Origin of the sequence: Pseudomonas putida, from assembly GCF_003228315.1 — a bacterium.
GTDB classification, from domain to species: domain Bacteria; phylum Pseudomonadota; class Gammaproteobacteria; order Pseudomonadales; family Pseudomonadaceae; genus Aquipseudomonas; species Aquipseudomonas putida_S.
The window spans coordinates 3,329,540-3,349,467 of the sequence record NZ_CP029693.1; the positions used below are offsets into that span (position 1 = coordinate 3,329,540).

Annotated in this window: 17 protein-coding genes; 15 read left to right on the forward strand and 2 right to left on the reverse strand. The window is 60.2% G+C overall.

Annotated features, from left to right (window positions below):
* Nucleotides 1–195: 195 nt before the first annotated feature.
* Nucleotides 196–468, forward strand: coding sequence for a TfoX/Sxy family protein (locus tag DKY63_RS15480; protein WP_007971093.1), 273 nt, complete (start codon nt 196–198; stop codon nt 466–468).
* Between the two features lie 528 nt (nt 469–996).
* Nucleotides 997–1,314, forward strand: a complete 318-nt coding sequence (locus DKY63_RS15485; RefSeq protein ID WP_110964900.1) for a Rieske (2Fe-2S) protein — start codon at nt 997–999, stop codon at nt 1,312–1,314.
* Here DKY63_RS15485 and sfsA read toward each other — a convergent pair.
* Both sfsA and DKY63_RS15495 read right to left on the reverse strand, forming a co-directional pair.
* A complete protein-coding gene (gene sfsA / locus DKY63_RS15490; RefSeq protein WP_110964901.1) occupies nt 1,311–2,024 on the reverse strand; it encodes a DNA/RNA nuclease SfsA in 714 nt (237 codons plus the stop codon). The two genes, DKY63_RS15485 and sfsA, sit on opposite strands and share 4 nt — an antisense overlap.
* Nucleotides 2,024–3,196 carry a pyridoxal phosphate-dependent aminotransferase gene (locus tag DKY63_RS15495; protein ID WP_110964902.1) on the reverse strand — a complete coding sequence of 391 codons (1,173 nt, stop codon included), beginning with the start codon at nt 3,194–3,196 and terminating at the stop codon, nt 2,024–2,026. Before DKY63_RS15495 ends, sfsA begins: the two co-directional genes overlap by 1 nt.
* Before the next feature lie 332 nt (nt 3,197–3,528).
* Between DKY63_RS15495 and dksA the strand changes: the two genes are divergently transcribed.
* The 13 genes from dksA (at nt 3,529) to DKY63_RS15570 (ending at nt 19,904) form a co-directional block, all read left to right on the forward strand.
* Complete coding sequence (gene dksA, locus DKY63_RS15500) at nt 3,529–3,963, forward strand: RNA polymerase-binding protein DksA (protein WP_110964903.1); 435 nt, start codon at nt 3,529–3,531, stop codon at nt 3,961–3,963.
* Nucleotides 3,964–4,165: 202 nt separating this feature from the next.
* On the forward strand, nt 4,166–5,062 hold the full coding sequence (gene gluQRS, locus DKY63_RS15505; protein WP_110964904.1) for a tRNA glutamyl-Q(34) synthetase GluQRS: 897 nt from the start codon (nt 4,166–4,168) through the stop codon (nt 5,060–5,062).
* A gap of 77 nt (nt 5,063–5,139) precedes the next feature.
* Complete coding sequence (locus tag DKY63_RS15510; RefSeq protein ID WP_003176118.1) at nt 5,140–5,316, forward strand: hypothetical protein; 177 nt, start codon at nt 5,140–5,142, stop codon at nt 5,314–5,316.
* Nucleotides 5,300–8,254 (forward strand): sensor histidine kinase, encoded by a 2,955-nt coding sequence (locus DKY63_RS15515; RefSeq protein WP_162634904.1) that lies wholly within the window; start codon nt 5,300–5,302, stop codon nt 8,252–8,254. Before DKY63_RS15510 ends, DKY63_RS15515 begins: the two co-directional genes overlap by 17 nt.
* A gap of 22 nt (nt 8,255–8,276) precedes the next feature.
* Nucleotides 8,277–9,716, forward strand: coding sequence for a sigma-54-dependent transcriptional regulator (locus tag DKY63_RS15520; protein ID WP_110964906.1), 1,440 nt, complete (start codon nt 8,277–8,279; stop codon nt 9,714–9,716).
* A 713-nt stretch (nt 9,717–10,429) separates the two neighbouring features.
* Nucleotides 10,430–11,827 carry a polynucleotide adenylyltransferase PcnB gene (locus DKY63_RS15530; protein ID WP_162634905.1) on the forward strand — a complete coding sequence of 466 codons (1,398 nt, stop codon included), beginning with the start codon at nt 10,430–10,432 and terminating at the stop codon, nt 11,825–11,827.
* A 4-nt stretch (nt 11,828–11,831) separates the two neighbouring features.
* A complete protein-coding gene (gene folK, locus DKY63_RS15535) occupies nt 11,832–12,317 on the forward strand; it encodes a 2-amino-4-hydroxy-6-hydroxymethyldihydropteridine diphosphokinase (RefSeq protein ID WP_110964909.1) in 486 nt (161 codons plus the stop codon).
* Nucleotides 12,318–12,682: 365 nt separating this feature from the next.
* Complete coding sequence (gene panB / locus DKY63_RS15545; protein ID WP_110964910.1) at nt 12,683–13,483, forward strand: 3-methyl-2-oxobutanoate hydroxymethyltransferase; 801 nt, start codon at nt 12,683–12,685, stop codon at nt 13,481–13,483.
* The gene (gene panC, locus DKY63_RS15550) at nt 13,480–14,340 is read left to right on the forward strand and encodes a pantoate--beta-alanine ligase (RefSeq protein ID WP_110964911.1); all 861 of its coding nucleotides are present in this window, start codon (nt 13,480–13,482) and stop codon (nt 14,338–14,340) included. Before panB ends, panC begins: the two co-directional genes overlap by 4 nt.
* Nucleotides 14,341–14,500: 160 nt before the next feature.
* Nucleotides 14,501–14,881, forward strand: a complete 381-nt coding sequence (panD, locus tag DKY63_RS15555) for an aspartate 1-decarboxylase (RefSeq protein ID WP_003228271.1) — start codon at nt 14,501–14,503, stop codon at nt 14,879–14,881.
* Between the two features lie 224 nt (nt 14,882–15,105).
* Nucleotides 15,106–16,770 carry a glucose-6-phosphate isomerase gene (gene pgi, locus DKY63_RS15560; protein ID WP_110964912.1) on the forward strand — a complete coding sequence of 555 codons (1,665 nt, stop codon included), beginning with the start codon at nt 15,106–15,108 and terminating at the stop codon, nt 16,768–16,770.
* Between the two features lie 194 nt (nt 16,771–16,964).
* Entirely contained in the window at nt 16,965–18,902 is a 1,938-nt protein-coding gene (acs, locus tag DKY63_RS15565) for an acetate--CoA ligase (protein ID WP_110964913.1), read from the forward strand.
* Between the two features lie 129 nt (nt 18,903–19,031).
* Complete coding sequence (locus DKY63_RS15570; RefSeq protein ID WP_110964914.1) at nt 19,032–19,904, forward strand: oxygenase MpaB family protein; 873 nt, start codon at nt 19,032–19,034, stop codon at nt 19,902–19,904.
* Nucleotides 19,905–19,928 lie beyond the last annotated feature (24 nt).

A 19,928-nucleotide genomic window follows, 5' to 3' on the forward strand; every position in this document is an offset into this window, starting at 1 on the left:
TCGGGACGGTTCAGCAAAAAATCGCCTTCAAACACCTCCTCTGACCCGTCATTCGTAGACGTTCATTCATCGCAAGCCCCTGCCCCTTAGAAGCGTTTGCGTCAAAAACGACCAAACAATCACGCTTTTCCTACTGATGGCTACACTCCTGAGAGGCTTGCCCCACGCACCATTCGGCCATCGCAAGGAGGCTTGATGAATGATGAACTGCAACACCTGAAGAATCTTGGCAAGACGTCAGCGCAATGGCTGCATGCGGTGGGCATTCACAGCGCTTCGGACTTGCGTCGCCTGGGGGCGGTGGACGCTTACCGGGCCGTGCGCACGCGCGGCTTTCGGGCGTCCAAGGTGTTGTTGTATGCAATTGAAGGCGCCCTGATGGATGTGCACTGGAATGACATACCGGCCGAACGCAAGGAGGCATTGAACAAGCAACTGGAGGCTATTTCTTCACGCCACAAGAATTGAGTGGTCGGTGCTCTTTTGACCTGGCTGTCGGCAGGCATTAAAAGCGACAACGCCACAATCAATGATTTCAATGACTTATCAATAGCGTGCGACACAAATCAAGCCAGCCCAAAATCAGCTGTTGACTTGGTAATGAGAATCGATATGATTATCACAACTGGTCGCGAGACTGGTCGATATTCTGAAAAGCCCTTGGTTCGGACTCTCAGATTATCTCCTCATCAGGCTAATCACGGTTATTTGACCCGGCTCTTGCCGGGTCTTTTTTTGCCCATGAAAAAACCGTCGCCCCTTCCAGGCAGCGACGGCGCAGTATTACTGGCCAGATATCAGGATAGAAACCCTCGACAGTTTCTTCAGACACAGGGGCAGTCTCGGCCCCAATCCGCCACAGCAGCAAGGCCGGGTCACGTATCCTGTGCACCTGGCACCTTCATCTACCGAAGCTGCCGGACATTTGAGAGACGCTTGCATTTGCGAGTCAAGTCCGGATATTTCCGCTGATGACCGCACGCTCTGAGGATAGGCATGAAATTTCTGTGTATAGGCAATGAACTGGCCGATGCCAGCAGCCGTGGATTCGACATCGATGGGCAAAAGCTGTTCGCCGTGCGCCGGGCCGGCCAGGTTTACGTCTATATCAATCGCTGCCCGCACCGGGGTGTCGGGCTCGAATGGACGCCAGACCAGTTTCTGGACCCGAGCAATAGCCTGATCCAGTGCGCTACCCACGGCGCCCTGTTTTTGATCGAGGACGGCGAATGTGTCGCCGGCCCTTGCGCAGGGCAATCACTCACCCAAGTCGAATGCCGCGAGGATGCGCAGGGCATCTGGATCACCCTTTAGCCACCGAGCAACACGTCCAGACGCCGATTCACCACCATCTCCTCATGGGTCAGGCGCACGCCATAGGCCAGCACTTCAACACCGCATGCCACCGCCTCACGCAAAGCCCGGGCGTAGGCCGGATCGATCTCTTCGGCCGGGCGCACCGCATCGATTCCGGTCAGGTTCACGCAGTACAGCTGCACGGCACGAACCCCGTCTCGAGCCAGATGGGCCAGCTCGCGAAGATGCTTGGCTCCGCGCTGGGTAACCGCATCTGGAAACGCCGCGACCGCGACACCCTCAAAACCCAGCGTGACACTTTTGACTTCCACATAAGCCGGGCCGTCCGGGTATTCGAGACGGAAATCGATCCGACTCTTCTCCTGTCCGTACGCCACTTCGCGCTTGAGTTCGGTAAAGCCATTCAGTTCGGTAATCACCCCGGCACGCAGCGCCTCTTCAATCAGCGTGTTCGCGCGACCGGTATTGACGCAAAAATGCCGGCCGTGCGGGGTTTCACCGATCTCCCAGGTCCCGGGCAACTTGCGCTTGGGATCGGTTGATCGGCTGAACCAGACCTGCCCACCTTCGACCTGACAATTGAGCATCGACCCCGTGTTCGGGCAGTGAATGGTCAGCAACTCGCCGCTAACGGTTTCGATATCGGCAAGAAAACGCTTGTAACGGCGGATCAGCCGACCTTCTTCCAGAGGAGGATGAAAGCGCATCAGCCTTGCCAGCTCCGCAGGCCACGGGTGATGCGCTCTACGGCTTCCTGCAAGCGTTCGAGGCTTTGCGTGTAGGCAAATCGCACGTGATGGCCAGCCTGGTAACGCCCGAAGTCGAGTCCAGGAGTGAATGCCACGTGTTCGGTTTCGAGGAAATGTCGACAAAACGAGAAGGCATCGCCGCCGAACTTGCTGATATCCGCGTACAAGTAGAACGCCCCCTCCGGTTCCACGGCGATGCCGAAACCCAGTTCCCGAAGCGCTGGCAGCAGGAAGTCCCGTCGACGACCGAACTCGGCGCGGCGCTCTTCGAGAATGCTGATGGTCGCCGGCTCAAAACAGGCCAATGCTGCGTGCTGGGCCATACTTGGCGCGCTGATGTAGAGATTCTGGGCAAGCTTCTCCAATTCATTGACCGCCGCATCGGGCGCCACCAGCCACCCTAGGCGCCAGCCGGTCATGCCGAAATATTTGGAAAAACTGTTTAGCACGAAGGCACTGTCGTCGACTTCCAGCACGCTGGCTGCGTCGGTGCCATAGGTCAGACCGTGGTAAATCTCGTCCACCACCAGATGACCGTGGCGCTGCTTGATGGCGGCAGACAGGGCAGCCAGCTCGTCGCGCGTGAGGATAGTCCCTGTCGGGTTGGCCGGAGAGGCCACCAGCGCGCCGACACTGTCGTGATCCCAATGACGCTGGATCAAATCAGGGGTCAACTGATAACGCACATCCGGCCCTACAGGAACGAGCTGTGCGGCACCTTCCACCAACCTCAGGAAATGCCGGTTGCACGGGTAACCCGGGTCCGCCAGCAGCCAATGCTTGCCCGGATCCACAAGCAAGGCACTGGCCAGCAGCAACGCGCCGGAACCGCCAGGGGTGATCAGGATGCGCCGCGGATCGATGTTCAAGCCGTAGCGTTGCTGATAAAACCCCGAAATGGCCTCGCGCAACTCGGGAATGCCACGTGCGGCGGTGTAGCGGGTCTTGCCCGACTCGAGGGCAGCCTGGCCGGCGCGGATGATCGGCTCGGCGGTTGTGAAGTCCGGCTCGCCGATTTCCAGGTGGATCACATCCTGTCCGGCGGCTTGCAGTTCATTGGCTCGCGCCAGCAACGCCATGACATGGAAAGGTTCGATCGCGCGACTGCGAGCACTATAGGACTGAGCCATTGGCCTTCCTTCAACGAAGAAAAGAACCGATTCTACCCAAGCGCAGGAACGAGCGAGAACCTAAAGCGGTCAGAGCCCTATAACCGGACCCGAAACGACTCAGGCGAGCGCCCCAGGTTTGGCTAAAATCAATAATTGACCAGGGACCCAGAGCCACCGGACAGCGCTTTGCCACCATCGGCAAGCGCCACAGACCGCGGCCTCGACATCCGGGAGTAGCGCGGCCTGATTTGATCTGGTAAGTTCGCCCGCTTGCAGCCGCAGGGCCGGCGGGTGCCGGTGATGGAACAATCCTGCGCAGATGGATTACAAGAGTAGAGGCGGTCTATTTCATGTCCACCCAAGCAAAGCAACAGCCAATCAGCGGCTTCGAACCCTACGTTGAGTCTCCGGGCGAGGAGTACATGGGCAAGCCCATGCGCGCTCACTTCACCAAGGTCCTGAACAAGTGGAAGCAGGACTTGATGCAGGAAGTCGACCGCACGGTTGATCACATGAAGGACGAAGCAGCCAACTTCCCGGATCCGGCAGACCGTGCCAGCCAGGAAGAAGAGTTCGCCCTCGAACTGCGGGCCCGCGATCGCGAGCGCAAACTGATCAAGAAGATCGACAAGACCCTGCAACTGATCGAAGACGAAGAGTACGGTTGGTGCGAGTCCTGTGGCGTCGAGATTGGCGTCAAGCGCCTGGAAGCCCGCCCTACCGCCGACATGTGTGTCGACTGCAAGACCCTGGCGGAAATCAAGGAAAAACAAGTCGGCAAGTAATGGCGACTTGAATGAAGAACGGAGCGTGAGAACGCTCCGTTTTTGTTTCTGACATTTGCTTCTGCAGTAAACCTGTGGGAGCGAGCCTGCTCGCGAAGAGGTCTTCAGCTTCAACAATAGTGCTGGCTGACACACCGCTTTCGCGAGCAGGCTCGCTCCTACAGTTGATTGGCGTAAGCTCGGACAAATTGATATCACCTCTATGACCGCCATCCCCCAACCCTCCTACATCGGGCGCTTCGCTCCCACGCCCAGCGGGCACCTGCATTTCGGCTCGCTGGTCGCCGCACTGGCTTCGTACCTCGATGCGCGTTCGGTCGGTGGTCGCTGGCTGATGCGCATGGAGGACCTCGACCCGCCCCGCGAAGAGCCCGGTGCCCAGGCAGCGATTCTCAAGGCGCTGGAAAGCTATGGCTTCGAGTGGGATGGCGAGATGGTCCGTCAGAGCGACCGCCATGAGGCCTACGCCGAAGTACTCCATCGCCTGTTCAATCATGGTCTGGCCTACGCCTGCACCTGCTCGCGCAAACAACTGGAGCCCTACCACGGCATTTATCCGGGGCTGTGCCGCAATGCCGGCCATGGCGTCGAAGATGCCGCGATCCGGATCCGCGTTCCCGAGCTGGACTATCACTTCATTGACCGCGTGCAAGGTGAATTCCATCAGCACCTGGGGCGGGATGTCGGCGATTTCGTGATTCGCCGCCGCGACGGGCTCTACGCCTATCAACTGGCGGTGGTGCTCGACGATGCCTGGCAAGGCATTACTGACATCGTGCGCGGTGCCGACCTGCTCGACTCCACGCCGCGCCAGCTTTACCTGCAGGAACTGCTCGGTCTGCGCCAACCGCGTTACCTGCACATCCCGCTGATCACCCAGCCCGATGGCAACAAACTCGGCAAGTCCTACCGCTCGCCGCCATTAACTGCAGATCAGGCCACGCCCCTGTTGCTTCGAGCATTGCGCGCCCTGGGGCAGACGCCCGGCACCGAACTGAATTACGCCACGCCCAGGGAAGTACTGGCCTGGGGGATCACCCATTGGGATGCCAGCCTGATCCCGCGCACATTGAGCCTGCCCGAGGCACAGCTACAGTGAACAGGCTTGCAGTGGCGCACCCATCCGTTACCATCGCCGCACGTTTTCGGGCACGGGCATAAAAAAGAGAGGCCGGGATGTACATCTATCGCTTGGTCCTGCTCCTGGTAGTGGGGATTTATCTGTTTTCCCCAGCCATCATGGATTGGTGGATCGACGCCACTGGCGCCTGGTATCGCCCTTATCTGCTCTGGCTGATCCTGATCGTCGTGACCTTCATCCTGCAGAGCCAAAAAGATGCCGATGAGCTTTAGCCTGACCCAGATGATCCTGATCAGTGCCGCGTACCTGGCGGTGCTGTTCGGCGTGGCCTGGATCAGTGAACGGGGCATGATCCCCCGGGCGATCATTCGCCACCCGCTCACCTACACCCTGTCGCTGGGCGTCTACGCCAGCGCCTGGGCGTTTTATGGCACGGTGGGCCTGGCCTATCAGTATGGCTACGGCTTCCTGTCCAGCTATCTGGGCGTATCCGGGGCATTTCTGCTGGCGCCGGTGTTGCTCTACCCGATCCTGAAGATCACCCGCACCTATCAGCTGTCCTCCCTGGCGGACCTGTTCGCATTCCGTTTCCGCAGCACCTGGGCCGGTGCACTGACCACGATTTTCATGCTGATAGGCGTTCTACCACTGCTGGCGTTGCAGATACAGGCAGTGGCCGACTCGATCGGCATCCTCACCCGCGAACCCGTGCAGCATCGCGTCGCCCTGAGCTTCTGCGCCCTGATTACCCTGTTCACGATTTTCTTCGGCTCCCGGCATATCGCTACCCGTGAGAAGCACGAAGGGCTGGTGTTCGCCATTGCCTTCGAATCGGTGATCAAGCTGATCGCCCTGGGCGGCGTCGGCCTTTATGCGCTCTACGGCGTCTTCGACGGTCCGCAACAGCTGGAACTGTGGCTACTGCAAAACCAGACTGCCCTCGCCGCCCTGCACACTCCGCTGCAAGAAGGTCCGTGGCGCACGCTGCTGCTGGTGTTTTTCGCCTCGGCGATCGTGATGCCGCACATGTACCACATGACCTTTACCGAGAACCTCAATCCGCGCGCGCTGGTCAGCGCCAGCTGGGGCCTGCCGCTGTTCCTGCTGCTGATGAGTCTGGCAGTGCCGCTGATTCTCTGGGCTGGCCTGAAACTCGGCGCCACCACCAACCCGGAATACTTCACCCTTGGCATCGGCATCGCCGCCAACAGCCAGGCATTGGCGCTGCTGGCGTATGTCGGCGGACTTTCCGCCGCCAGCGGCCTGATCATTGTCACCACCCTCGCCTTGTCGGGCATGGCCCTCAATCACCTGGTACTGCCGCTGTACCAACCGCCGGCGGAAGGCAATATCTACCGCTGGCTGAAATGGACGCGCAGGGCGCTGATCGTCGCGATCATCATGGCCGGCTACGGTTTCTACCTGTTGCTGGGCGCGGAACAGGACCTGGCCAACCTCGGCATCGTTGCGTTCGTGGCCACCTTGCAGTTCCTGCCGGGCGTACTTTCGGTCCTGTACTGGCCGACCGCCAACCGTCGCGGTTTCATCGCCGGCCTGCTGGCGGGCATTCTGGTCTGGCTGGTGACCATGCTGCTGCCGCTGGTGGGCAATCTGCAGGGTTTCTATATACCGCTGCTGAATATGATTTACGTGCTGGACGACACCAGCTGGCACATGGCGGCAATCGCCTCCCTGGCCGCCAACGTGCTGATGTTCACCCTGATCTCGCTGTTCACCAACGCCAGCACCGAAGAAGCCAGCGCCGCCGAAGCCTGCGCCGTGGACAATGTGCGTCGCCCGCAACGTCGCGAACTGCACGCCGCCTCGCCTCAGGAGTTCGCCACCCAGCTGGCCAAACCGCTGGGCGCCAAGGCTGCGCAGAAGGAAGTCGAGCAGGCCCTGCGCGACCTCTACCTGCCGTTCGATGAGCGCCGGCCATATGCCTTGCGTCGTTTGCGCGATCGCATCGAAGCCAACCTCTCCGGCCTGATGGGCCCCAGCGTTGCCCAGGACATGGTCGAAACGTTCCTGCCCTATAAGGCCGGCGGCGAAAACTATGTCACCGAGGACATCCACTTCATCGAAAGCCGGCTCGAGGATTACCACTCGCGCCTGACCGGCCTGGCCGCCGAACTCGATGCCCTGCGTCGCTACCACCGCCAGACGCTGCAGGAACTGCCGATGGGCGTCTGCTCCCTGGCCAAGGATCAGGAGATCCTCATGTGGAACAAGGCCATGGAGGAATTGACCGGGATCGCCGCGCAGCGCGTGGTCGGCTCGCGCCTGAGCACCATTGCCGCGCCTTGGAAGGATCTGCTGCAAGGCTTCATCAACGTCCCGGACGAACACTTGCACAAGCAACACCTGGCCCTCGACGGCCAGACCCGCTGGCTGAACCTGCACAAAGCCGCGATCGACGAGCCGCTGGCTCCCGGCAACAGTGGCCTGGTATTGCTGGTGGAAGACCTGACCGAAACCCAGATGCTCGAAGACAAGCTGGTGCACTCCGAGCGACTGGCCAGCATCGGCCGCCTCGCGGCTGGCGTGGCCCATGAAATCGGCAACCCGATCACCGGTATCGCCTGCCTGGCGCAGAACCTGCGCGAAGAGCGGGAAGAAGACGGCGAACTCAAGGAAATCAGCGGGCAGATTCTCGAGCAGACGAAGCGTGTGTCACGCATCGTGCAATCGCTGATGAGTTTCGCCCACGCCGGCAGCCATCAGCACAGCGACGAAGCCGTCTGTCTGGCCGAAGTCGCCCAGGACGCCATCGGCCTGCTGGCCCTGAACCGACGCAATTTCGAAGTGCAGTTCTATAACCTGTGCGACCCCGAACACTGGGTCGAAGGCGACCCGCAACGGCTCGCCCAGGTGTTGATCAATCTGCTCTCAAACGCCCGTGACGCCTCGCCTCCGGGCAGCGCAGTGCGCGTCAAGAGTGAAGCCGGCGAACACACGGTCGACCTGATCGTGGAAGACGAAGGCAGCGGGATTCCGGCGAGCATCATGGACCGATTGTTCGAACCCTTCTTTACCACCAAGGACCCTGGCGAAGGCACCGGTCTGGGCCTTGCACTGGTCTATTCCATCGTTGAAGAGCATTATGGACAAATCACCATCGACAGCCCGGCTGATGTTCAGAGCCAACGCGGCACCCGTATCCGGGTGACATTACCGCGTCATGTCGAAGCGACGTCCGCTGTGAACTGAGACCGTCGAGAGTATCGAATCAATGCCGCACATTTTGATCGTCGAAGACGAAACCATTATCCGCTCTGCCTTGCGCCGCCTGCTGGAACGCAACCAGTACCAGGTCAGCGAAGCCGGATCCGTGCAGGAAGCACAAGAACGCTTCACCATTCCCACGTTCGACCTGATTGTCAGTGACCTGCGCCTACCGGGGGCACCGGGCACCGAATTGATCAAACTCGGCCAGGGTACGCCGGTGCTGATCATGACCAGCTATGCCAGCCTGCGCTCGGCGGTTGACTCGATGAAGATGGGCGCGGTGGACTACATCGCCAAGCCTTTCGATCACGACGAGATGCTCCAGGCTGTCGCGCGCATCCTGCGTGATCGCCAGTCGTTGAAAGCCAGTGGCGAACCGGTGGCCGGCAAAGCTGCCAATGGTGCGGCTAAAACGGGCACCGATAACAGCAATGGCGAGATCGGCATCATCGGCTCCTGCCCGCCGATGCAAGACCTCTACGGCAAAATCCGCAAAGTGGCCCCTACCGACTCCAATGTACTGATCCAGGGTGAGTCCGGTACCGGTAAGGAACTGGTGGCGCGCGCCCTGCACAACCTGTCCAAACGGGCCAAGGCACCGATGATTTCGGTGAACTGCGCGGCCATTCCGGAAAGCCTGATCGAGTCCGAGCTGTTCGGCCACGAAAAAGGTGCGTTCACCGGTGCCAGCGCCGGACGGGCCGGCCTGGTGGAAGCGGCGGACGGCGGGACACTGTTCCTCGACGAAATCGGCGAACTGCCACTCGAAGCCCAGGCTCGATTGTTGCGGGTGTTGCAGGAAGGCGAAATTCGCCGGGTAGGCTCGGTCCAGTCGCAAAAAGTCGATGTGCGTCTGATCGCCGCGACCCACCGTGACCTGAAAAATCTGGCAAAGATCGGTCAGTTCCGTGAAGACTTGTACTACCGCCTCCACGTGATCGCCCTGAAACTGCCGGCCCTACGCGAACGTGGTGCCGACGTCAACGAAATCGCCAATGCGTTCCTGGCGCGTCAGAGCGCGCGGATCAACCGCACCGATCTGAAGTTCGCCGCGGACGCCGAACAAGCCATTCGCCACTATTCGTGGCCAGGTAACGTTCGTGAGTTGGAAAACGCCGTCGAGCGCGCGGTGATCCTGAGCGAGAGCCCGGAAATTTCCGCCGACCTGTTGGGTATCGATATCGAACTGGGCGATCTGGAAGAAGACGAGTTCATGGGCCTGGCGCCGCAACAGGGCGCCAGCAACGCTGCCAACAGCAATCACGAGCCGACCGAAGACCTGTCCCTGGAAGACTACTTCCAGCACTTCGTGCTCGAGCATCAGGACCACATGACCGAAACCGAACTGGCCCGCAAGCTTGGGGTCAGCCGCAAATGCCTGTGGGAGCGGCGTCAGCGCCTGGGCATTCCGCGTCGCAAGACCGGGGTAGCCAGCGAGAGCTGAACCACAGCTGTCTGATGTGCGGGTAACACGTGATTTTGTAAAAAAACTGTTACCTCAGATTTATCGCGTAACAAAAGCCGGGGCTTACGGTAACGAAACCCCGGCTTTTTTTCGCCCTCAGGAACCTGCCCGGCACACTCAACCCCTTGTTTTATTGGGGTTTGCAAAAGTTGGCACGCACCCTGCTATATGTTTGGTACAAGAACAATAACAAGCAATGCACAAGATAATAAAAATAAGACGAATCGACTCACGCACAATAAAAACAAGACGGCGAGAGGCGCAGCTAACTGATTCTTTTGGAGAGGCGTTGTATTTGGGGCTTGCCCCACGACCAGGCCGAGAACAACAAAAAACTGTCTTAAGACAGAGCCTGTACTGGTTGGATCGAAAGATCACTGCAATTCAGCGACCAAAGCAATCCGTTTGCTCTTGGCTCCCGATTGGGAGGGTCATGAAGGAAGCTTCATGGCGTGGGCACTCAACAAAAACAAAAAGCCCGAAACCAATAACAAAAATAGAGCATGCAACTACTTCTTGGGGAGCTTCGGCTCCCCTTGTAGTTTCTACCTTTTGGTTTCTACGTTTCAGCTCCCTCCTACAGCTCATATTTGCTGCGTCCTACACCATCCCCCGACTAAATGCTAGAATCCCCGCCCATCATGCGGTCATTCTTCGTTTTTGGCCGAACATTCCTTCAAACAGTGCATCCCATGCTGAAGAAGCTGTTCCAGTCATTCCGTCCCCCTGTGCGTCGCACGCAACACATTCGCAGCACGCCTGAAGTGCTCAACAGCGGCCAACATTCGCTGCAAAAGGCGCAATTCAGCCGTTACGCGGTCAACATCGTCGAACGCCTGCAGGGCGCCGGTTACCAGGCTTATCTGGTCGGTGGTTGCGTGCGCGACATGCTGCTGGGCATCACGCCCAAAGATTTCGATGTCGCCACCAGCGCCACCCCTGAACAGGTCCGTGCCGAATTCCGTAACGCGCGAATCATCGGTCGCCGCTTCAAGCTGGTGCACATCCACTTCGGTCGCGAAATCATCGAAGTTGCGACCTTCCGCGCCAATCACCCGCAAAACGAAGAGGAAGAAGACAGCAACCAGTCTTCCCGCAACGAGAGCGGGCGCATCCTGCGCGATAACGTCTACGGCACCCTGGAAGAAGACGCGCAACGTCGCGACTTCACCATCAACGCCCTGTATTACGATCCGGTCAGTGAGCGCATCCTCGATTACGCCAATGGCGTACACGACATTCGCAATCACTTGATCCGCCTGATCGGCGATCCAAAGCAACGCTATCAAGAAGATCCGGTGCGCATGCTGCGGGCCGTGCGCTTTGCCGCCAAGCTGGACTTCGGCATCGAAAAACACAGCGCCCTGCCAATCCGCGACCTGGCGCCGATGCTGCGCGAAATCCCGGCCGCCCGCCTGTTCGAGGAAGTGCTCAAGCTGTTCCTCTCCGGCCATGCCGCGGATACCTTCGAGATGCTGGTCGACCTGCAACTGTTCGACCCGCTGTTCCCGGCCAGTGCCGAAGCGCTGGAATACAACCCGACCTACACCCACACCCTGATCAGCGAAGCGCTGATCAACACGGACCTGCGCATCAAGCAGAACAAGCCGGTAACACCGGCGTTCCTGTTTGCAGCCCTTTTGTGGCCTGCCCTGCCGGCGCGTGTCCTGCGCCTGCAAGAGCGTGGCATGCCGCCGATTCCGGCAATGCAGGAAGCCGCGCATGAGCTGATTGCCGAACAGTGCCAGCGCATCGCGATTCCGAAACGCTTCACCATGCCGATCCGCGAGATCTGGGACATGCAGGAGCGCCTGCCGCGTCGCAGCGGTAAACGGGCTGACCTGTTGCTGGACAACCCGCGCTTCCGTGCCGGTTACGACTTCCTGTTGCTGCGTGAGAGCGCGGGCGAGCAGACCGATGGCCTGGGTGAGTGGTGGACCGATTATCAGGACGCCAACGACAGTGAGCGTCGCGACATGATTCGCGACCTCAGCGGCAAGGAAGAAGGCACCGGTGCACCGCGCAAACGCCGTCGCAGCGGCGGCTCCAAGCGTAAACGCGCTGCCGGCGTATCGGATAGCGGCGAGTAGATCCATGGAACGCATCTACATCGGCATGGGCAGCAATCTGGCTGAACCTGCCGAACAACTGCGCAGCGCCGTTGCCGCCATGGCACGGCTGCCGCAAACGCAGCTCGTCGGGGTCTCCGCTTTCTATCAAAGCGACTCGCTGCTCCCTGGCCAACCGCGCTACACCAACGCGGTCGCCGCCCTCGACAGCAACCTCGCCCCGCTGGAACTGCTCGATGCGCTGCAAGCCATCGAGAACGAACAGGGCCGCGAGCGCCTGGAGCGCTGGGGGCCGCGCACGCTGGACCTGGATATCCTGTTGTTCGGCGATCGCCTGATCGACGAACCCCGCCTCAAAGTCCCGCACTACCATATGCAGGAACGCGCCTTCGTGCTCTATCCATTGGCAGAACTGGCACCTGCGGATCTGCGCCTGGCCGATGGCCGCACGCTGGCTGACATGCTCGAAGCCTGTCCGTTCGTCGGTCTGGAACGCCTGACTACAAATTAATACAAAACCCTGTGGGAGCGAGCCTGCTCGCGAATGCGGCGTGTCAGTCGATATCAATCTTGACTGAAACGCCGCATTCGCGAGCAGGCTCGCTCCCACATTTGATTTGGACTATTCCTACAGAATCTGCTGAATCGCATCAGTCCCCTTCGGTAACACCCCAGCCGTAACAATGCGGTAACACACGCAATTGACTTCCCGGGTTCTCCTCACGACTATAGGCGTCCCGCTGCCGCCAACACGGCACTAAAAGGGCGCAATCCAGGCCTTATAAGCACGACAAAAGACCGTGCGCCTGAGTAGATGACGAATCACGCGCGTTACTCGCAGTAGTTTCCAGAGCGCCTGAACGAGGATTTTTTGACATGCCAGCCATCACCCTGACCACGCTCCAGAGCCTCAAGCAGAAAGGTGAAAAGATCACCATGCTGACCTGCTATGACGCGACCTTCGCCCACGCCTGCAACCAGGCTGGCGTCGAAGTGCTGCTGGTGGGCGACTCCCTCGGCATGGTTCTGCAAGGCCACGACAGCACCCTGCCAGTCACCACCGCCGAAATGGCCTACCACGTGGCGGCGGTCAAGCGCGGTAACACCGATGCACTGATCCTTGCCGACCTGCCGTTCATGGCCTATGCCACCACCGAACAAGCCATGGCCAACAGTGCCCTGTTGATGCAGGCCGGTGCCCACATGGTCAAGATTGAAGGCGCACTGTGGCTGGCCGATTCGATTCGCCTGCTGGCCGAGCGCGGTATCCCGGTGTGCGCACACCTGGGCCTGACGCCACAATCGGTCAACATTCTTGGCGGCTACAAGGTTCAAGGGCGCAATGAAAACCAGGCACGGCAGATGCGCGCCGACGCCATCTCCCTGGAACAGGCCGGCGCGGCAATGCTGTTGCTCGAATGTGTGCCGAGCGAACTGGCCGAAGAAATCACCCAGGCGGTGAGCATCCCGGTGATCGGTATCGGTGCCGGCCATCGCACCGACGGCCAGGTCCTGGTCCTGCACGACATGCTGGGCCTGTCCATTACCGGTCGGGTGCCCAAATTCGTGAAGAACTTCATGGCGGGCCAAGAGAGCATCCACGGGGCCCTGAGCGCCTACGTCACTGAAGTCAAAGCGGCGACTTTCCCTGGCATCGAACATGGATTCTCTGCATGAACACCGTAAAAACCGTACGCGAATTGCGGGCCGCCGTGGCCCGCGCCCGAGGTGAAGGCAAGCGCATCGGCTTCGTGCCGACCATGGGCAACCTGCACAGCGGTCATATCGCGCTGATCACCAAGGCTACCCAGCGAGTGGACTTCGTGGTCGCGAGCATTTTCGTCAACCCGCTGCAATTCGGCGCCGGCGAAGACCTCGACAAATACCCGCGCACCCTCGCCGCGGACCAGGAAAAACTGCTCGAGGCCGGTTGCGACCTGCTGTTCGCACCAACGGTCGAAGAGATGTACCCCGACGGCATGGCCGGCCAGACCCGCGTCAGCGTCCCGCAATTGTCCGAAGGCCTGTGCGGTGCCAGCCGTCCTGGGCACTTCGAAGGCGTGGCGACCGTTGTCAGCAAGCTGTTCAACATGGTCCAGCCGGACCTGGCGATTTTCGGCCAGAAGGATTTCCAGCAACTGGCGGTCATCCGGGCCCTGGTGCATGACCTGAACATGCCGATCCAGATCATCGGCGAGCCAACTGTTCGTGCGGCCGATGGCCTGGCGTTGTCGTCGCGCAATGGCTTCCTCAGCGAAGAGCAGCGCGCCACCGCGCCTGTGGTCTATCGCACCCTGAGCCAGATTGCCGAGGCGATCAAACAGGGCGAGCGGGATTTCCCGGCGCTGATCAGTGCGCAAATCAAACAGCTCGAAACCGCTGGCCTGCGTCCCGATTACCTGGAAATCCGCCACGCCCTGACCTTGCGCCCGGCGACGGCGGAAGATCGGGATCTGGTGATCCTGGTGGCGGCGTTCCTTGGCACCACTCGGTTGATCGACAACCTGCACCTGAACCTCGATACCCCCGCCTAAGCACCACAAATCCCTGTAGGAGCCGAGCTTGCTCGCGATAGCGGACTTTCAGTCAACACACATGTTGAATGCCAGTCCCTCATCGCGAGCAAGCTCGGCTCCTACAGGTAAAACAACAGGGCAACCTGCCCACTGTTCGATTCCGACCTGGGAAACACTCATGCACGCCATCATGCTCAAAGCCAAGCTGCATCGCGCCGAAGTCACCCACGCTGTACTCGATTACGAAGGTTCCTGCGCCATTGATGGCGAATGGCTGGATTTGTCCGGCATCCGTGAATACGAACAGATCCAGATCTACAACGTCGACAACGGCGAACGTTTCACCACCTACGCCATTCGTGGTGAAGAAGGCTCGCGCATGATCTCGGTCAACGGTGCCGCCGCGCACAAGGCCAAAGTGGGCGATCGCGTGATCATCTGCGCCTACGCCCACTACAGCGAAGCCGAGTTGCTCAACTTCAAGCCGCGCATGCTCTACATGGCACCGGGCAATGAACTGAGCCACACCAGCAACGCCATTCCGGTCCAGGTCGCCTGATCCGAGCCGTGCCTTTACCGTTTGTCGGACCGTTTCTAACCTGGATGTTAAAAAAGTACCGGAAACAGGTCAGACAAAGCCAAGACAGATCATTGCGCGGGGTTTACTGTAGTCGCCCTGCGCCATGAAATCGTGTCGACGCAGGTGACCGGAGTGCCCACCCACAGCGCTCCGGGATTTTTCGTGTTCAAAAGGCCGTTCAAGTAATAAGGAAACCCGCAGCGATGGCGTACTACCGCACTCCTCATGACGTTACCGCTCTGCCCGCCTGGCAGGCGTTGAATGACCACCGCCAAGCCATGCAGGATTTCAGCATGCGCGAGGCCTTCAATGCCGACCCGCAGCGTTTCACTCAATTCACCCTCAGCAGCTGCGGCCTGTTTCTCGACTATTCGAAGAACCTGATCAGCGCCGAGACCCGTAACCTGCTGGTGGGCCTGGCCAACGAAGTCGACCTCAAGGGTGCGATCAAATCGCTGTTTGACGGCGAGATCGTCAACGCCTCCGAAGGCCGCCCTGCCCTGCACACCGCCCTGCGTCGTCCGGTTGGCGACAAGCTGTCGGTCAACGGCGTCAACGTGATGCCGGAAGTGCACAAGGTCCTCAACCAGATGACCGACCTGGTGGGCCGCATCCACGACGGTCTGTGGCGCGGTTACACCGAGAAGCCGATCACTGACGTGGTGAACATCGGTATCGGTGGTTCCTTCCTTGGCCCGGAGCTGGTGTCCGAGGCCCTGCTGGCCTACGCCCAGAAAGGCGTGCGCTGCCACTACCTGGCGAACATCGACGGCAGCGAGTTCCACGAGCTGGCCATGAAGCTGCGCGCCGAGACCACGCTGTTCATCGTGTCGTCGAAATCCTTCAACACCCTCGAAACCCTGAAAAACGCCCAGGCCGCCCGTGCCTGGTACCTGGCTCAGGGTGGCTCGGAAGCGGAACTGCATCGTCACTTCATCGCGGTATCGAGCAACAACGCCGCCGCCGTGGCCTTCGGTATCCGTGAAGAGAACATCTTCCCGATGTGGGATTGGGTTGGCGGGCGTTACTCGCTGTGGTCGGCCATCGGTTTGCCGATTGCCCTGGCCATCGGCATGTCGAACTTCAAGGAGCTGCTGTCCGGTGCCTACACCATGGACCAGCATTTCCAGAGCGCGCCGTTCGAACAGAACATGCCGGTGCTGCTGGCATTGCTCGGCGTCTGGTACGGCAACTTCTGGGGCGCGCAGAGCCACGCGATCCTGCCGTACGACCACTACCTGCGAAACATCACCAAACACCTGCAGCAGCTGGACATGGAATCCAACGGCAAGCGCGTGCGCCAGGACGGCCAGCCGGTTTCCACCGACACCGGCCCGGTCATCTGGGGCGGCGTGGGTTGCAACGGTCAGCACGCGTACCACCAGTTGCTGCACCAGGGCACCCAACTGATCCCGGCCGACTTCATCGTGCCGATCGTCAGCTTCAACCCTGTAGCCGACCACCACCAGTGGCTGTACGCCAACTGCCTGTCCCAGAGCCAGGCGCTGATGCTCGGCAAGACCCTGGCCGAAGCCGAGGCCGAACTGCGCGACAAAGGCATGAGCGATGCCGACGTGCAGAAACTCGCCGCGCACAAGGTGATTCCGGGCAACCGTCCAAGCAACACCCTGGTGGTCGAGCGCATCAGCCCTCGCCGCCTCGGCGCGCTGGTGGCGATGTACGAGCACAAGGTCTTCGTGCAAAGCGTGATCTGGGGCATCAACGCCTTCGATCAGTGGGGCGTGGAACTGGGCAAGGAGCTGGGCAAAGGCGTCTACAACCGCCTGGTCGGCAGCGAGGAAACCCCTGCTGAAGATCCGTCCACCCAAGGCCTGATCAACTACTTCCGTGGGCGTCACCGCGGATAACTCCCCCGATCCTGTAGGAGCAAGGCTTGCCCGCGATTGCGGTATGTCATTCAGCATTGTTGTTGACTGACCTGACGCTATCGCGAGCAAGCTATGCTCCTACAGGCGTTGTGTATGGGTTCAAGTCTGCCTTGAACCCATTTCCTACTCGGCGCATCTTTATCTTTGTCGCAAAACAAGAATAAGGAACCGTCATGTTCGATATCAGCACGTTCCCCAAAGCCGATGCCGTCTGCCGGGCTGCACAACTGAGTCAAGACGACTACCACCGCCTGTACCGCGAATCCATCGAACACCCCACTCAGTTCTGGTCCGAACAGGCCACCCGTTTCCTCGACTGGATCGCCCCCTGGGACACCGTCCAGCGCTATGACCTGAAAACCGGCGAAGCCAGCTGGTTTGCCGGGGCCAAATTGAATGTCAGCTACAACTGCATCGACCGGCACCTGGAAAAACGCGGCGATCAAGTCGCGATCATCTGGGAAGGCGACGACCCCGCCGACTCCACCCAGATCACCTACAAAAAACTGCATCACAACGTCTGCCGCCTGGCCAACGTGCTCAAAAGCCGTGGCGTGAAAAAAGGCGACCGCGTGTGCATCTACATGCCGATGATCCCCGAAGCGGCCTACGCCATGCTCGCCTGCTCGCGCATCGGTGCGGTGCATTCGGTGGTGTTCGGCGGCTTTTCCCCGGATTCCCTGCGCGATCGCATTCTCGATGCCGATTGCCGCACCGTGATCACCGCCGATGAAGGCGTGCGCGGCGGAAAATTCGTGCCGTTGAAGCAGAACGTCGACAAGGCCCTGCAAAGTTGCCCGAACGTGAGCACCGTGGTGGTGGTCGAGCGCACCCAGAATCAAGTGAACTGGGTCGAAGGCCGGGATATCTGGTATCACCAGGCTTTGCGCGATGTCGACGACAACTGCCCGCCCGAGCCGATGGACGCCGAAGATCCGCTGTTCATCCTCTACACCTCTGGTAGCACCGGCAAACCCAAGGGCGTGCTGCACACCACCGCCGGCTATCTGCTGCAAGCGGCGATGACGTTCAAATACGTGCTGGACTACCGCGACGGCGAAGTCTTCTGGTGCACCGCCGATGTCGGCTGGGTCACCGGTCACAGCTACATCGTCTATGGCCCGCTGGCCAACGGCGCCACGACCCTGATCTTCGAAGGCGTTCCCAGCTACCCCAGCGTCTCGCGTTTCTGGCAAGTCATCGACAAGCACAAGGTCAATATCTTCTACACCGCCCCGACCGCCCTGCGCGCCCTGATGCGCGAAGGCCCCGAGCCGCTGAAGCAAACCTCCCGCGCCAGCGTCCGGCTGCTCGGCACCGTCGGCGAGCCGATCAACCCGGAAGCCTGGGAGTGGTACTTCCACACGGTCGGCGAAGAGCGTTGCCCGATTGTCGATACCTGGTGGCAGACCGAAACCGGCGGCATCATGCTCAGCCCGCTGGTCAGCGCCCAACGGATCAAACCCGGCTGTGCCACGCAACCGATGTTCGGTGTGCAACCGGTGCTGCTCGATGAACAGGGCAAGGAAATCAAAGGCGCCGGCAGCGGCGTGCTGGCGATCAAATCCAGCTGGCCGGCACAGATCCGCACGGTCTATGGCGATCCGAAACGGATGGTCGATACCTACTTCAAGCCCTACCCCGGTTATTACTTCACCGGTGACGGTGCACGCCGTGACGAAGATGGCGACTACTGGATCACCGGGCGCATCGACGACGTGATCAACGTGTCAGGCCACCGCATCGGCACCGCCGAAGTCGAAAGCGCCCTGGTGCTGCACGATAGCGTCGCCGAGGCCGCCGTCGTCGGTTACCCCCACGACGTCAAGGGCCAGGGCATCTACGCCTTCGTCACCCCCATGAACGGTGTGGAAACCGACGACGAACTGAAGAAAAATCTGCTGGCACTGGTCAGCAAGGAAATCGGCAGCTTCGCCAAACCGGACCTGATCCAGTGGGCGCCGGCCTTGCCGAAAACCCGTTCCGGCAAGATCATGCGACGCATCCTGCGCAAGATCGCCTGCAACGAACTGGACAGCCTGGGGGACACCTCGACCCTGGCCGACCCGAGCGTGGTGCAGGGGCTGATCGACAAGCGCCTGAACCAATGACGCCCTGCCCTCTGTAGGAGCGAGCCTGCTCGCGATGAACTCAGCCACACCGCGTTTACTCAGGAGAAACGCGTTATCGTTGACGTCCATCGCGAGCAGGCTCGCTCCTACAGAAATCACCGGAATCCCATGGAATTCATCCGCAGCCGCATCGAAACCCAAATCATGAGCCTGACCGGACTGTCCCTGGGCAAGCTCGATCTGGAAAACCCCAAGGGCGATCCCGGTCTGTTCGGGCCTGACTCGATCAGTTGGCAGGTGCACGGCGATTTCAGCAGCATGCTCATCGGTGGTATCAGCGCCTTGATGTTGCAAGCCCTGCACCCGCTGGCACTGGCCGGTGTGTGGGACCATTCGAATTTCCGCGAGGACATGCTCGGCCGCTTGCGGCGCACCGGTCAGTTCATTTCCGGCACCACCTTCGGTTCGCGTCAGGATGCCGACTGGCTGATCGAGAAAGTCCGCACCATTCACCTGCAGATCACCGGCACCGCGCCCGATGGCCGGCCCTACGCCGCCAGCGATCCCGAACTGCTGACCTGGGTGCATGTGGCCGAAGTCAGCAACTTTCTCGCCGCACATTTGCGCTATCGCAACCCGGATTTGTCACCTGCCGATCAGGACCGCTATTACGCGGAAATTGCCCTGGTCGCCGAGCGCTTGGGCGCCCGGGATGTGCCCCGCTCCCGGCAGGAAATTTCCGATTACCTTGAGCGAATCAGGCCGCAATTGTTGTGTGACGAGCGCAGTCGAGAAGTGCTGCGGCTGTTATTGAACGCCCCGTCCCCAAGCCGACTGGCCAGGCCGTTCGGCGGGCTGATGATGCAGGCGGGAATTGATCTGCTGCCGGATTGGGCCAGCGACCTGCTCGGTGTCAGCCAGAGCCCGCTGCAACGCAAGCTGATCCGCGCCAGCGTCAACCGCAGCGCGCCGATGCTGCGCTGGGCGGTGCGTAATGGTTCGGTGCAACGGGCGAAACGGCGGATGGGGTTGTTGCCCTGACCCCATCCTTGTAGGAGCAAAGCT

Coding starts and splice junctions, on each gene's coding strand:
- pgi (WP_110964912.1), top strand. CDS start 15,106: ATGGCGTACTACCGCACTCCTCATGACGTTACCGCTCTGCCCGCCTGG.
- folK (WP_110964909.1), top strand. CDS start 11,832: ATGGAACGCATCTACATCGGCATGGGCAGCAATCTGGCTGAACCTGCC.
- DKY63_RS15510 (WP_003176118.1), top strand. CDS start 5,140: ATGTACATCTATCGCTTGGTCCTGCTCCTGGTAGTGGGGATTTATCTG.
- DKY63_RS15570 (WP_110964914.1), top strand. CDS start 19,032: ATGGAATTCATCCGCAGCCGCATCGAAACCCAAATCATGAGCCTGACC.
- DKY63_RS15530 (WP_162634905.1), top strand. CDS start 10,430: ATGCTGAAGAAGCTGTTCCAGTCATTCCGTCCCCCTGTGCGTCGCACG.
- DKY63_RS15485 (WP_110964900.1), top strand. CDS start 997: ATGAAATTTCTGTGTATAGGCAATGAACTGGCCGATGCCAGCAGCCGT.
- DKY63_RS15520 (WP_110964906.1), top strand. CDS start 8,277: ATGCCGCACATTTTGATCGTCGAAGACGAAACCATTATCCGCTCTGCC.
- acs (WP_110964913.1), top strand. CDS start 16,965: ATGTTCGATATCAGCACGTTCCCCAAAGCCGATGCCGTCTGCCGGGCT.
- dksA (WP_110964903.1), top strand. CDS start 3,529: ATGTCCACCCAAGCAAAGCAACAGCCAATCAGCGGCTTCGAACCCTAC.
- sfsA (WP_110964901.1), bottom strand. CDS start 2,024: ATGCGCTTTCATCCTCCTCTGGAAGAAGGTCGGCTGATCCGCCGTTAC.
- panC (WP_110964911.1), top strand. CDS start 13,480: ATGAACACCGTAAAAACCGTACGCGAATTGCGGGCCGCCGTGGCCCGC.
- DKY63_RS15480 (WP_007971093.1), top strand. CDS start 196: ATGAATGATGAACTGCAACACCTGAAGAATCTTGGCAAGACGTCAGCG.
- gluQRS (WP_110964904.1), top strand. CDS start 4,166: ATGACCGCCATCCCCCAACCCTCCTACATCGGGCGCTTCGCTCCCACG.
- panD (WP_003228271.1), top strand. CDS start 14,501: ATGCACGCCATCATGCTCAAAGCCAAGCTGCATCGCGCCGAAGTCACC.
- DKY63_RS15495 (WP_110964902.1), bottom strand. CDS start 3,196: ATGGCTCAGTCCTATAGTGCTCGCAGTCGCGCGATCGAACCTTTCCAT.
- panB (WP_110964910.1), top strand. CDS start 12,683: ATGCCAGCCATCACCCTGACCACGCTCCAGAGCCTCAAGCAGAAAGGT.
- DKY63_RS15515 (WP_162634904.1), top strand. CDS start 5,300: ATGCCGATGAGCTTTAGCCTGACCCAGATGATCCTGATCAGTGCCGCG.